The organism is Streptomyces sp. TRM49041 (genome assembly GCF_008271805.1).
Lineage (GTDB): Bacteria > Actinomycetota > Actinomycetes > Streptomycetales > Streptomycetaceae > Streptomyces.
This window is the reverse complement of sequence record NZ_VSRY01000065.1, coordinates 57,437-71,480: the sequence shown is the minus strand read 5'-3', so window position 1 is coordinate 71,480 and position 14,044 is coordinate 57,437. Positions and strand designations below refer to the sequence as shown.

10 protein-coding genes are annotated in these 14,044 nt (G+C 72.7%); 8 read left to right on the top strand and 2 right to left on the bottom strand.

The window, feature by feature from the left end:
* Position 1: 1 nt before the first annotated feature.
* From FVS66_RS04795 to FVS66_RS04765, 7 genes are all read left to right on the top strand, one after another.
* A complete protein-coding gene (locus FVS66_RS04795; protein ID WP_149179723.1) occupies positions 2-442 on the top strand; it encodes a PRC-barrel domain-containing protein in 441 nt (146 codons plus the stop codon).
* 331 nt (positions 443-773) lie between these two features.
* A complete protein-coding gene (mdlC, locus tag FVS66_RS04790) occupies positions 774-2,378 on the top strand; it encodes a benzoylformate decarboxylase (RefSeq protein ID WP_149179722.1) in 1,605 nt (534 codons plus the stop codon).
* Between the two features lie 108 nt (positions 2,379-2,486).
* On the top strand, positions 2,487-3,908 hold the full coding sequence (locus FVS66_RS04785) for an FAD-binding oxidoreductase (RefSeq protein ID WP_149179721.1): 1,422 nt from the start codon (positions 2,487-2,489) through the stop codon (positions 3,906-3,908).
* Positions 3,905-5,374 (top strand): cytochrome P450, encoded by a 1,470-nt coding sequence (locus FVS66_RS04780; protein WP_149179720.1) that lies wholly within the window; start codon positions 3,905-3,907, stop codon positions 5,372-5,374. Before FVS66_RS04785 ends, FVS66_RS04780 begins: the two co-directional genes overlap by 4 nt.
* A gap of 162 nt (positions 5,375-5,536) precedes the next feature.
* Entirely contained in the window at positions 5,537-6,892 is a 1,356-nt protein-coding gene (locus FVS66_RS04775) for a lipase family protein (RefSeq protein WP_262386812.1), read from the top strand.
* A gap of 10 nt (positions 6,893-6,902) precedes the next feature.
* The gene (locus FVS66_RS04770; protein WP_262386811.1) at positions 6,903-8,834 is read left to right on the top strand and encodes a peroxidase family protein; all 1,932 of its coding nucleotides are present in this window, start codon (positions 6,903-6,905) and stop codon (positions 8,832-8,834) included.
* On the top strand, positions 8,831-9,082 hold the full coding sequence (locus tag FVS66_RS04765) for a hypothetical protein (RefSeq protein WP_149179719.1): 252 nt from the start codon (positions 8,831-8,833) through the stop codon (positions 9,080-9,082). The genes FVS66_RS04770 and FVS66_RS04765 overlap by 4 nt, the downstream gene beginning before the upstream one ends.
* A 63-nt stretch (positions 9,083-9,145) precedes the next feature.
* Here the strand turns inward: FVS66_RS04765 and FVS66_RS04760 are convergent, their stop codons facing one another.
* The gene (locus tag FVS66_RS04760; RefSeq protein WP_149179718.1) at positions 9,146-12,313 is read right to left on the bottom strand and encodes an FAD-binding and (Fe-S)-binding domain-containing protein; all 3,168 of its coding nucleotides are present in this window, start codon (positions 12,311-12,313) and stop codon (positions 9,146-9,148) included.
* A gap of 401 nt (positions 12,314-12,714) precedes the next feature.
* Between FVS66_RS04760 and FVS66_RS04750 the strand changes: the two genes are divergently transcribed.
* The gene (locus FVS66_RS04750; protein ID WP_149179716.1) at positions 12,715-13,170 is read left to right on the top strand and encodes a PPC domain-containing DNA-binding protein; all 456 of its coding nucleotides are present in this window, start codon (positions 12,715-12,717) and stop codon (positions 13,168-13,170) included.
* Positions 13,171-13,220: 50 nt separating this feature from the next.
* On the opposite strand, the gene FVS66_RS04745 is transcribed toward FVS66_RS04750, so the two are convergent.
* Entirely contained in the window at positions 13,221-14,036 is an 816-nt protein-coding gene (locus FVS66_RS04745) for a hypothetical protein (protein ID WP_149179715.1), read from the bottom strand.
* Positions 14,037-14,044 lie beyond the last annotated feature (8 nt).

Here is a 14,044-nt window from a genome sequence, read left to right as displayed (position 1 = left end):
GATGCTGTTCACCGACGCCCACGGCCGGGCGGTCATGGACCTCACGACGGCCGAGACGGTCGGGACCGTCGCCACCTGCACGGTCGCACCGTCCCCGGCGCGTATCGCCGGCGTACGTCTCAAGACCAGGGGCCGCACCCACCACACACTCGACTGGCAGAACATCCGGTCGTTCGGCCCCGACGCGGTCGTCGTGGAGGACAGCGGCCGGATCCGCGACGAGAAGGAGATCGCTCCCGCCGACCACGCCCACGCCACACACGACCCCGTCGGGAAGGCCGTACTGACCGAGACAGGGCACAACAGGGGAGCCGTACTGGACATCGAGTTCGACGAGCAGACCGGCCTCGTCAGCCACCTGCTGACCGAGGAGGAACGCATTCCGGGCGGCCGGCTGCTCGGCGTCGGCAGTTACGCCGTCGTCGTCACCGCCCCGCCGTGACAGGCGTGGGCCGTCGGCGGCGGATACGCTGCCGGGTCGTCCTGGGGCACGCCCCACGGGTGAGCGTGCCTTGAGGAAGTCGCGGTACGGCCGGAGCAGTTCTCCTCTGTCAGCCCGCTGGGAGCCACGCCGCCGCCCCACACCTGCGGGGGACATCCGCCGCGTCCCATGGACGCGGCGTCAACCGCGTGGGCGGGCGTTCATATGGCCGGACCGGGGGCTGAAGGCCGCACAGCGGCCCCGGGGGTTTAGAACGCACCTTTTACAAAGGTCCACTCAGTGTGCTGGATTCATTACCGACAGTGCCCCCGGCTGCGCGGAAGGATCCCCCATGCGCACGGTTCGTGAATCGGTCCTGGACGTTCTGCGAGCAAGGGGCATGACCACCGTCTTCGGCAATCCCGGCTCGACGGAGCTGCCGATGCTCAAACAGTTCCCGGACGACTTCCGGTATGTGCTCGGGCTGCAGGAGGCCGTCGTGGTCGGCATGGCCGACGGCTTCGCACTCGCCTCCGGAACCACCGCTCTGGTCAATCTGCACACCGGCCCCGGCACCGGCAACGCCATGGGCGCCGTCCTCAACGCCCGCGCGAACCGGACCCCGATGGTCGTCACCGCCGGCCAGCAGGTGCGGGCCATGCTCACCATGGAGGCCCTGCTCGCCAACCCGCAGGCCACACTTCTCCCCCAGCCGGCCGTCAAGTGGGCGTACGAGCCGCCGCGTCCCGCCGATGTCGCGCCCGCGCTCGCCCGGGCCGTCCAGGTCGCCGAAACCCCGCCCTGCGGGCCGGTGTTCGTCTCCCTCCCGATGGACGACTTCGACGTGGAGCTGACCGAGGCGGAGGACCGGGCCGGTCAGGCGGCCGCCGACCGCCGGATCACACATACCGCGGGGCCCGCCCCGGACGCGGTCGCCGCACTCGCCGAACGGATCGCGGGCGCCCGCTCCGCGGTTCTCGTCGTGGGCGACGACGTCGACGCCTCCGGTGCCTGGGAAGCGGTCGTCGAGTTCGCCGAGCGGACCGGGCTGCCCGTCTGGGCGGCGCCCGTCTCGGCCCGCGTGTCCTTCCCGCGCGACCACCCGCAGTTCCGCGGGGAGCTCGTCCCGGCGATCGGGCCGCTCGGCCGGCAGTTGTCGGGGCACGACCTGGTCGTCGTCATCGGTGCGCCCGTCTTCCGCTACTACCCGTACATGCCGGGCTCCTGCCTTCCCGAGGGCGCCGAGCTGGTCCTGCTCACCAGGGACGCCGAGGAGGCGGCCAAGGCGCCCGTCGGGGACGCCGTCGTCGCGGACCTCACGCTGACCGTACGGGCCCTCGCGGAGCGGCTCCCGGCAGGCGGGCCCGCTCCCCTTCCGCACGAGCAGGTGCGCTTCCCGGAGGGCGGCGACGGCGTCCTGACGCCCTTCGCCGCGATGACCGCCATCGCACAGGGCGCCCCGGAGAACACCCTGTGGGTCAACGAATCGCCGTCCAACGTCCCGCAGTTCCACGAGGCCACCCGCATCAGTGCCCCCGGTTCCTATCTGTTCTCCGCGGGCGGCGGACTCGGCTTCGGGGCGGCGGCGGCCGTCGGCGCCCAGCTCGGCGCACCCGACCGGCCCGTGGTCTGTGTCATCGGTGACGGGTCCGTCCACTACGCCGTGCAGGCCCTGTGGACCGCCGCCGCCTACAGGGCCCCCGTCACCTTCGTCGTCCTGAGCAACGCCCGCTACGCGATCCTCCAGTGGTTCGCGCAGCTGGAGCACGCGCAGGGCGCCCCCGGGCTCGACATCCCAGGCCTCGACATCGCCACGATCGCCGATGGCTACGGCGTACGCACGCACCGGGCGCAGGACGCCGGTGAACTCACCAAGCTCGTGCGGGACTCCGCCGCCCAGCAGGACGGTCCGGTGCTCATCGACGTACCGATCACCACCGAGCTCCCTCCTCTCTGAAGGGTCCGACTCGCGGAAGCATCCGCTTCCTGAAGCGTCCGACTCCCTGAAGCGCCCGACTCCCCGAAGCCCGCGGCCAGCCGCCGCCACGACCTCCGGAAGGCCGGTATGTCCCCCGACACCCCCCTCCTGTCCCGCCTGCGCGCCGTCCTCGCCGACCCGTCCGACGCGGACGTCCTGCACACCGACCCCGAGATCCTCGCCGCCCACTCCCGCGACGCGGCGCCCTTCTCCGAGGCGGGCACCCCGGCCGTCGTCGCCCTCCCCCGCAGCGCCGAGCAGGTCCAGCACGTCATGCGCACCGCGTACGAACTCGGCGTCCCCGTCGTCCCGCAGGGCGCCCGCACCGGCCTGGCGGGCGCCGCGAACGCGATCGACGGGTGCGTCGTGCTGAGCACCGCCCGGATGAACCGCGTCCTCGAGATCGACCCGGCCAACCGGCTCGTACGCTGCGAGCCGGGCGTCGTCACCAAGCACCTGAACGACGCGGTCGCCGAACACGGCCTCACCTACCCGCCGGACCCGGCCTCCTGGGAGAGCTGCACGATCGGCGGGAACATCGCCACCGGCGCGGGCGGCATCTGCTGTGTCAAGTACGGCGTCACCGCCGACTACGTCCGCGGCCTGGACGTCGTGCTCCCCGACGGGCGGCGGATGCGCACCGGACGCGACACCGCCAAGGGCGTCGCCGGCTACGACCTGACCCGTCTCCTCGTCGGTTCCGAGGGCACTCTCGCCGTCGTCGTCGGCGCGACGCTCTCGCTCCGGCCGGTCCGGTCGCCCGCGCTCTCCCTGCTCGCCCAGTTCCCGAGCCTGACGGCGGCCGGGGACGCCGTCGCCGCGATCACCGCGGCCGGCCTCGTGCCCTCCGCCCTCGAACTCCTCGACCGGGCCACCTCCCAGGCGGTCGCCGACCGCGGCCACTCGATGCTGGCCGCGGACGCCGCCGCCACCCTCATCGTCGAGAGCGACAGCGACAGCCACGTCGGCCCCGGCCGCGAACTGACGGCGATGGAGATGCTGTGCAAACAGAGCGGCGCGCAGAACGTGGTCACCGCCACCACGCCCGAGGAGTCCCGGCAGGTCATCGAGGCCCGGCGGCTGGTCACCCCGGCCATCGGGGCCTTCGCGGCCACGCTCGGCGGCAGGCCGACCGCCTTCATCGAGGACGTGGCGGTGCCGCGCTCCGAACTGGCCAAGTTCATGGGCACCATCGAGGACATCGCCCTGCGGCACCGGTTGCGGATCTTCACCCTCGGTCACGCGGGGGACGGCAACCTCCACCCGACCGTCGTCTTCGACGAGTCGGACGCGGACGAGCTCCGCCGTGCGCGGACCGCGTACGACGACATCATGGCCGCGGGCCTGGCTCTCGGCGGCACCAGCACCGGCGAGCACGGCATCGGCACCCTCAAGCGCGACTGGCTGACGCGCGAGCTCGACCCGGTCGGCCTGGAGCTGCAGCGCGGACTCAAGCGGCTCTTCGACCCGAAGAACCTCCTCAACCCCGGCAAGGTCGTGGAGGTATGACGGACATGACAGGCAGGAGCGACGCCACGACGGCGGCGCCCTCCCTCCCTGTGCCCCGTCCCGCGCGTGCGGGACGCGCCGAGACCGTCCGCTTCGCCGCCACTCACACGCTCCCCGCCTTCGTCCGCGGGGCCTTCCACCTGCGGACCAGGATCGTGGCGGCGTACTCCGCCCTCGGCCAGCAGAGCTGGTCGGCCGCGACCCTGCGGGCCCTGCGCGCCCGGCACGGCGGGGCGCCGGTGGAGGTGCGCGGTCTGTCCGGTCGGCTGCTGGTCCTGCTGGACCAGCGCGACATCCGGCGGTTCTACGAGCTGCCGGTGCGCACCCTGGCCATGGACGCGCCCGACAAGCACAAGGGGCTGTCCCTGGTCGAGCCCACGGGCGTCATCTGCTCCCACGGCGATCTGCGCGAGGAACGCCGACGGGTCAACGACGACGTGCTCGCCGCCGGCCGGCCGGTGCACCCCTCGTGCCGGGAGTTCCGGTCCCTGATCGCCGAGGAGGTGTCCGCCCTCGTCCGCGGCGGCGAGCTGGACCTGCCCCGGCTGCGCCACGCGGTGTCCCGGATCGGGCGCCGGATGGTGCTCGGCGAGGCGGCCTCGGGCGACGAGGAACTCGCCGGGTGGCTGCTCGCGCTCCGCGAGGAGGCGAACTGGATGCGGATGCGCCAGGGGCGGGCCGCGGCCGCCGAGGCGCTGTACGCGAGGGCCGCGGCGCGCGTCGAGGAGTACGCCGCCCAAGCCGAGCCGCACACCCTGGCCGCGCTCGCCCGCAGCCACCCGGCCGCCGCGGGCCCCGACGCCGCCGCTCTGGACGCGGTCGGCCAGGCCCACCACTGGCTGCTCGCGCTCGACACGGTCGGCCCGACGGTGGCCCGTACGCTGCTGCTGCTCGCCGCGCATCCGGCCGAGCAGGAGGCGGCCCTGGCCGAGGCGGACGCCGGGGACTCCGGGCGCGCCGGTAACTCCGGGGACTCCGAGGACTCCGAGGACTCCGGGGACTCCGAGGACTCCGAGGACTCCGAGGACTCCGGGCACGCGGAACTGCCCCGGCTGCGGGCCTGCGTACAGGAGGCACTGCGGCTCTACCCGATCGTGCCGGACCTGGTACGGGTCACCCGCGCCGAGACCGTGTGGCGCGGGGTGCACTATCCGGCGGGCACAGCCGTGCTGGTACCCGTCCTGTTCCATCAGCGGGATCCCGAACACGTCCCGGCGGCCCACCAGTTCGCGCCCGGTCGCTGGCTGCGGCCCGGCGCGGCGCGGGACACCCGGCTGGCGCCCTTCAGCCACGGCGGCGGGCGCTGTCCCGGTGAGCACCTGGGGCTCCTGATGGCGGCCGAGCTGACCGCGGCGGTTCTGCGGGGCAATCGGGTGACGGGTGGCCGTCCGGTCCTCGACCCCGCCGGCCCGCTGCCCGGCATTCTCCCCTCGGCGGGCATCCGACTCACCCTCACCGGCCGCTGAACCGGGCGGGCGGGGTGCGGGCGCCCCGGCGGCACCCGCGCCACCCGCTCCATGTCACCGCGTCGCCATATCCCCGCATCCCCGCATCCCAGCTCCCAGCTCCCAGCTCCCAGCCCCCTGTTCCTCCTCTCCGCACCCCGTCCCCGTATGCCCGGAGCCCGCATGACCGATGCCAAGTCCGACGCCATGACCGCCGCCGCCACCGGGCAAGAACCGGAGATCTCCTCCCTGCACCACATGTGCCGTCTGCTCGCCGACGCGGCGCACGACGTGGGCGAAGCCGCCCGGTACGCGTCCGAACTCGCCCTCGGCACCCGGCTGCCGATGGCCGCCCGGCTGACCCTGCTGCGGACTATCACCGACCGCAGCGGTCTGGGCTGGGCCCCACGAGGCCGCGGTCTCGCGCGGATCGGCCGGCTCGCCGGGGTGTTCACCAGCCGGGAGAGCCTCGCGGTCACCTTGGCCGTGACGGGCCTCAAAGCCCGCATCCGGGCCGCCGCCGTCACCCACCCCGAGCTGCTCGGCGACCCCGACACCGCCCGGGTGCTCAGGGCCGTCGAGGAGGACCGCCAGCGGGAGGCGGTCGGGGTCTTCCGGTCCATCCTCGGCAACAAGGGTGCCGAGCGCGCCTTCGCCCTCCTCGCCCCGTCCTTCGCCGACATCCTGGCGTGGAACGCGCTCACCGACGAGAACCCCCTCAACGACGGAGCGGGCTGGGAGGTGGCCACCGGCCGCACCCTGACCGGCGCCGAACCGATCCTGGGCATCGGCGCCCGGGTCTGGGCCTTTCTCGACCGCGGCCCCGGCCGCGCCGAACCGCTCGTCCCCGACCCCGGCCTCACCGAACGCCTCGACACCTCCGGCACGATCGCCGGGTACGTACGCAACATCGGCATGGTGGGCACCGGCGGCACGCTGCTGGTCCAGGAGGTGGTGGGCCCCGACGGGGTACGGCGGTACGTCGTCCAGCTGGCCGGTATGGCCGGAGTGCGCGGAGAGAGCCCACAGGACCTGCTGGGCGCCGTCCACGCCGTGGCGAGGCCCGCCACACCGTACTCCAGGGCGGTCTCCAAGGCGCTGCGCCAGATGGTCCCCTCGGGCTCGGAGCTGGCGCTGGTGGGCCACAGCCTGGGCGGGATCACCGCCATGAACCTGGCCGCGGACCGGGACTTCTGCGAGATCTACCAGGTCACGCGGGTCATCGCGATCGGCTCCCCCATCGACGGCAAGCGTCCGGCGGACCCGCGTACCACCGTGTGCTCGCTCGTCAACGAACACGATGTGGTGCCCAGCCTCGAGGGCCGCTCCTCGGTCTCGCCGTACGCGCTCCCGGACCAGTTTACCGAGTTCACCTGGACCGACGACACCCACGCCTTCCCGCTGTGCCACGCCGCCGAGCGGTACGCGCACAACCTCGAGCACGATGTGCCCGCGGCGAGCGCGCACGTGGACGCGGAACTCGCGCCCTTCCGGGGCCGGGTGACCGCCTCCCGCTGCTTCAGGCTCTACGACCGCTGAGGAGAACACCATGACCGACACCACCCCCACCGAGCGGAACACGGACCCGGAGGAGAAGGAGGGGACCGAGCCGGCGCCGGGGGTGCGGGACATCCCCGCGCAGCGGGCCGCCGACCCCGCCCGGGGCATGTCGCACCAAAGCCCTCCCGGCCTCCTCGAACGCCTCGGATCGGCCGCGTTCGCCCGTATCAACCGGACCCGCGAGTGGCATGAGCTCCCGCTCCCCCTCGGGCTCCTGAACCTCCGGGTGCTCCGCGACGACCTGCGCCGCGAGAACCTGTACGACACGTACGGCGCGGGCGGCGAGCGCCGTCGCCGCAGGACCGCCTCCCTCGCGCCCTACCGCTCGTACGACGGCTCGGGCTACGACCCGTACGACGAGGACATGGGCAGGGTGGGTACCCGGCTCGACCGCAACGCCCCGCTGCACCTGGTCTTCCCGGACCCCGACGACAAGCTGATGTCGCCCAGCCCACGCGAGATCAGCAGGCAGCTGCTGGCCCGCAAGGGCTTCGTACCCGCCCCCTCGCTCAACCTGCTGGCGGCGGCCTGGATCCAGTTCGAGAACCACGGCTGGGCGAACCACGGGGACAACGAGGAGGCCGAGCCCTTCACCGTCCCGCTCGCCGAGGACGACGACTGGGCCGAGCGGGGTGGCACGTGCCCGATGCGCGTCCACCGCACCCGCCCCGACCCGGTCGCCCACACCGCCCCGGGCGCGCCGCCGACGTACGAGAACACCGTCACGCACTGGTGGGACGGCTCGCAGATCTACGGCTCCGACGAGGAACGCTGCCGCTCGCTGCGCACGGGGGAGCACGGGCGGCTCATCGTCGAGGACGGCCGGCTGCCCGCCGATCCCCGGCCCGGCATGTCCTGCCTGGACCGGACGGGCATGAACAGCGACTACTGGGCGGGCCTGTCGCTGCTGCACACGCTCTTCGCCAAGGAGCACAACGCGATCTGCGACTATCTGCGCGGCCACCGTCCGACCTGGGACGACGAGCGGCTCTTCCACACCGCCCGGCTGGTCAACACCGCGCTCATGGCCAAGATCCACACTGTGGAGTGGACGCCCGGCATCCTCGACACGCCGGTCCTCAAGCACGCCATGGACGCCAACTGGTACGGAGTGCTTCCGCGTTGGGTCCGGCGGACCTACGGGCGAGTGGGCAGGGGCGAGATGCTCAGCGGCATCCTCGGCTCCCCGACCGATCACCACGCGGCGCCGTTCTCGATGACGGAGGAGTTCGTCTCCGCGTACCGGCTGCACCCGCTGATCCCCGACGAGTTGACCGTCCGGGACCACCGTGCGGGCTCGGCGGTCGAGACGATCGGCTTCGACGACATGCAGGGCGCGACGACCCGCAAGGCCGTCGACACGTACGGGATGAGCGACCTCCTGTACAGCTTCGGAACCGCCCATCCCGGCGCCCTCGTGCTGCACAACCACCCCGACGCCCTGCGCAACCTGTCCCGGCTCACCGGCGAGCACATCGACCTGGGCACGGTGGACATCCTGCGCGACCGCGAGCGGGGCATCCCCCGGTACAACGCCTACCGGCAGATGCTGCGCAAGCGCCCGGTCACCTCCTTCGAGGAACTGACCGGCGGGCACCCGGCCGACACGCCACTGCTGAGGGAGCTGTACGAGGGGAGGCTCGACCGGGTCGACACGCTCGTCGGGAATCTCGTCGAGCCGCGGCCGGCCGGCTTCGGTTTCAGCGACTCCCTGTTCCGTATCTTCGTCCTGATGGCGAGCCGGCGTCTGAAGAGCGACCGGTTCTTCACCACCGACTACCGGCCCGAGATCTACACGGCGGAGGGCCTGGAGTGGGTGGACCGGAACACCATGGTCTCCGTACTGCTGCGGCACCACCCCGAACTGGCCCCGGCCCTGGACGGCGTGACCAACGCCTTCGCCCCCTGGAGGAGCCTGTGAGCACCATTCCCCCGCCGCGTGCGGAGCAGCGGCGGAACGCGCCGGCGGAGAGCCTGCGCGCGCACTCCGCCACTCTGCGGGAGCACGCGGGGCGTCTGCGGGCCGGTGCCGTCGCGCTCGACTGGAAGGGCCCGCAGGCCGAGGCGTTCCGGTGGCTGATCGATGCCCTGGCCGACCGCTGTGCCACGGCGGCGGACGGCCTGGCCCGGTCCGCGCAGCAGCTCGAGGCCGGCGTACGCCCGCGCTGACCGGCGGCGGACGGGCGTGCGGCGAGCCCGGGACCGGCTGACCGGCCGACCGGGAGCTGATCCTCAGCCGCGGAGGGCGCGTCGGGTCAGGGCTGTGAGGCCGGCTCCCGCAGCGCAGGCGGCCGTCAGTCGCAGCGCCCGCTCGCGCAGGGGCGGCGCGGGGTGTGATCGGGCCGCGTCCCGCTCGATGCGCTGGAGCGAGCCGTCGAGGGCGGCACCGTCGCGGGCCAGTTTCATCACCTCCGCGACGTGCAGCGCGTACCGCCCGGTGCCCGCGTGCTCGATCTGGGTCTTGCAGGAGAATCCGTCCGCCACGACCAGTGTGCCGGGGTCCGCCCCTCGGACCGCCGGGAGCAGTGCCTGCTCCCCGCAGTCCATGGAGATGCCGTACTTCCCCGGTTCGTACCCCCAGGAACCGGCCAGGCCGCAGCACCCGCCCTTCAGGTCGGCGACCTCCAGCCCCATGCGCTCCAGGAGGCGCCGGTCCGGGCCCGTCCCCCCGGTGGCACGGTGATGGCAGTGGCCCCACAGCAGTGCGGTGCCGCCGGCGTCGAGCCGGGGCGGCCGGATGTCGAAGGCGTCGAAGAACTCCGCGAAGTGGAAGGCGCCGCGCGTCAGCCGGGCGGCGTCGTCGTCGTGGGGCAGCAGCCTGCCCAGTTCGTCCTTGAAGACGGCCAGGCAGCTCGGTTCCATACCGACCACCGGTGTCCCGGCGCGCAGGTGCGGGCGCAGCACGTCCAGCACGCGCCGCAGGTAGTGCTCCGCCGCGTCCAGGAAGCCGTAGTCGTACAGCGGGCGCCCGCAGCAGACATGTCCCTGCGGCATGACGACCTGCCAGCCGGCGGCCTCCACGGCCTCCACGCAGGCCACACCCACCTGCGTGTGGAAGTGGTTGTTGAACGTGTCCGGGAACAACACCACCGGACGGCCGTACGGGTTGGCCGTGCCGCCGCGCCGGGCGAACCACCGCTGCAGCGTCATCGGCGCGAACCTGGGCAGAGTCCGGTGCCGGTCGACACCGGCGACGAGCTTCGCCAGGAGCGCCGCTCCCGGGGTGTGTGTGGCGAGGTTCGCCAGCTCGGGGACGAGGGAGGCCGCCCGGGCGGCGCGGTCGACGAATCCGAAGGCATACGCGTGGCGGGGACGCCGGCGGCGCAGTGAGCGGTAGTGGTGGTGGAGGAACTCCGCTTTGTACGTGGGCATGTCGACGTTCACCGGGCAGTCGTTGGTGCAGCCCTTGCACGCCAGGCACAGGTCCAGGGCCTCGGCGACCTCCTGGGACTGCCAGCCGTCGGTGATGACCTCGCCGCGCAGCATCTCGTCCAGCAGCCGGGCCCGGCCGCGGGTCGTGTGCTTCTCCTCCCGCGTGACCTGGAAACTGGGACACATGGTCCCCTGGGCCTCCGGTTCCCGGCACTTGCCCACGCCGATGCAGCGCAGCGTGGCGTGGGCGAAGTCGCCGCCGTCCTCTGGGTAGGCGAATCTCGTCTTCGGGCGCGGCGGGTTGTACTCGGTGCCGAGCCTGAGGTTCTCGTCGAGGCGGTACGCGTCGACGACCTTGCCCGGGTTCATCTTCCCTTCCGGGTCCCAGACGGCCTTGAACTCCCGCATGGCCTGGACCAGTTCGCGCCCGTACTGCCGCTCCAGGAGCTCGGCGCGCTGCTGGCCGTCGCCGTGCTCACCGGAGAGAGAGCCACCGTAGGAGGCGACGAGGTCGGCGGCCTGCTCCATGAACGTCCGGTATGTGGCGAGGCCGTCGGCGTGGCGCAGGTCGAAGCTGATGCGGCTGTGGACGCAGCCCTGGCCGAAGTGGCCGTACATGGCGCCCGTCAGTCCGTGGTCGTCCAGGAGTCGGCGCAGGTCGCGGACGTAGTCGCCGATCCTGGTGGGGGGTACGGCGGAGTCCTCCCAGCCGGGCCAGTGGTCCGGGCCGTCCGGCGGGAAGGCCGTGGAGCCGAGGCCGCTCTCGCGGATGGCCCACAGCTGTGCGCCGATGCCGCCCTCCTCGGCGCTCTTGGCGACGAGGACGCGATCCTCCGCGTACCCCTCCTCCCCGGTGAGCCAGGACACGAACGCCTCGGCCTGTGCGTCGGCCTCCTCGGCCGCGTCCGCGCCGAACTGCACCATCAGCCATGCCCCTCCGCCGTGCAGACGCGGCAGCCGCTGGATCTCCTCGACGTTCATGTGCTGCAGCCGCCGGTTCCCGATGATCACATCGTCGAGGGCCTCCAGCGCGATGGGCCGCCAGCGTTCGACGATCTCCGCGCAGTGCTCGGCGGCTTCCGCGAGTCCGTCGTAGGCGACAACCACCATGCTGCGTCGAAGCATGGCGGGGGTGAGCATCAGCACGGCTTGCAGCACCGTGACGCAGGTGCTCTCCGTACCCACCAGGGCACGGGCCACGTTGAAGCCGCGCTCGGGCAGAAGCTCGTCGAGGTTGTAGCCGGACACCCGGCGCGGGACCTCGTCGACCGGCGGGAAACCGCCGCGGATGGCGTCCGCGTAACGGTCCCGCAGGTCCCTCAGCGCCGCGTAGATCTCCCCCTTGCGGCCGCCCTCGGCGACGATGCGGTCCAGGTCGCCCTCCTCGTCGACCCCCACCCGGAAGCGCGCCCCGTCGTAGGTGACGACCTCCAGTGCGTGCACGTTGTCGGAGGTGCGGGGGCCGGGTCCGTACAGCTGCGACTGCACCGAGTGGATGCCGCAGGAGTTGTTTCCGATGTTGCCGCCGATGACGCACCGCGAGTGCGAGGACGGGTCGGGGCCGAAGACCAGGCCGTGCGCGCCCGTCCGCCGGTTCAGCTCATCGTTGATCACCCCGGGCTCGCATGTCACCAGGCCGCGCTCCGGATCGATCTCCCCGATGCGCGTCAGGTACTTGGAGTGGTCGACGACCACGGCCTCGTTGACCGTCTCGCCGGACAGGCTCGTACCGCCGCCGCGGTTGAGGACCGGCGCCCCGAACCGGTGGCACACCCGGTGCACGGCGACCACGTCGTCGAGTGTGCGCGGAATGACCACGCCGACCGGCACCTGCCGGAAGTTGGACGCGTCGTTGGCGTACAGCGCGAGGGAGCCGGCGTCGAAGCGTACCTCCCCCTCCACCGCCTTGCGCAGGGCGCGCTCCAGTCCTCGCAGGTCCAGGGTGTCGCGGGCCCGTGGAGGCCCCGCGACGTCCGGACGGGTCCTGGCCGGCACGTCGCGCGTGCGGCGTCGCCATGGCTGCGTCATCGGCTGCGCACTCCCCTTCGTCCCGCTCGTCGCACCTGTGGGGAGCCGTACACCCGGTACGGCTCCGCGTCGGCCCACCTGAGCTCCGGACCGAGCCCCGGCCACCCGGTGTCGGGCCGCAGACGGCCCCCTTCGGGCGTCGCCACTCCGTCGAAGAGCAGGCCGCCGGTCGTGTGACCGGGCGCCGGGTCGGCGACCGTAGCCATCGGACCTCCCTGATATGACCCCTCTCGGTTGCTCTCTGGGTGACCCGCGTCGCCGCGGTGCAAACGGGCGCGCGGCATCCCCCACTCGTGTGAGGGGGCATGGCGGGGCAGATGGGCCCCATGAGGCGCGGGCCCGAGCGGCATCGGGGTGCCGGTGACGTGTTGCGGCGCCGCGCCGATGGGTACCCGGCGGCCATGCAGTGGCAGCGGCTCGAAGAAGGGCGCTCCGGCGCGACGCACGTGCTCGTCCTGGACCCGGGTGAGGACCCCGTGGTCTGCCTGAACGGCTTCGCCAGGGACCGGGGGGTGGGCGCGGCACAGATCACCGCGGTCGGAGCGTTCGAGACGGCGGTGGTCGGCTGGTTCGACCGGGCGGCGAAGGACTACCGCCGGATTCGGGTCGACGAGCAGTGCGAGGTGCTGTCCCTGATCGGCGATGTCGCCGAGGACGAGCAAGGACCGACGGCCCATGTGCACACCGTGCTCGGACTCGCCGACGGCAGTACCCGGGGCGGCCACCTGCTGGAGGCGCGGGTCTGGCCGACCCTGGAGGTCGTCCTCCGCAGCAGCCCGACGGTCCTGCGGAAGACGTTCCGGCCCGGGATCGGCCTGGCGCTCATCTCTCCGTCCCGCCCGGGCGAGGCGTCCTGAGCGCCGGAACGCGCGTGTCACGCCCAAGGAGCCGGCCGGTTCCCGCCCGGTCAGCTCTCCTGCACATCGACCCACACCCCCGGTGAGTAGGTCGCGGCGAACGCCGTGCTCCCCCGGTACCTCAGCCACCACGACCCGTCGCGGGTGGCCGGAAAGGTCGTCCCGGTCAGTCCGTACGTCCCGGTGCGCAGGGAGCGCGGTGACTCGACGGTCCGGCACGGGTCGGCACAGAATTCGAGTCCGACGGACTCCCCGGGCGCGCTGGTGAAACCATTCGCCTCCCAGTCGGCGACGGTCAGGCGGCCGAGCAAGCCGAGGTCGCGCCCCCGGCGGACGGGGTTGGGGGCGGCGACGAAGGTGAGCTTGGACTTGCGCCGCACGGGCACCGTGCTCAGGTTCGGGTCGACGGTGATACTGCTCTCCGGATGCCGGTCGAGGTTGTTGCTCGCCACCAGCGCCCGCATCCTCCAGTCGCCGGCGTACCCGTTGGTCACCGAGGGACTGCCCGTCTCGATGCGGAACCACTCGGTGCACACCGAGGTGGTGGAGTTGACGGGCGAGCACCTCGGCCACGGGTCGTCGATGCCGCGGAGCTCCTGTCCTTGAGGCCCGAAAAGGATGATCTCCACGCCGAAGGGGTCGATGCCGGCGGCGGCCCTGGCGGTGACGGTCGCCTGAAACGTCAGGGACTGGTTCGGCCCGAGAACGATGGTGCGGCCTCCGTGGACCGAGCCACTGAGAATCTCGGGCGGGGTCAGGTCGTGGCTGTCGGCCCGCGCGGGCGGCGCGCCGGCGGCGGTGGCCAGCAGGGCGCCGGCCACCGCCGCCACGGCGGCCCGCACTGCGGACAGTGCTCTGATGCGCATGGTGTTCC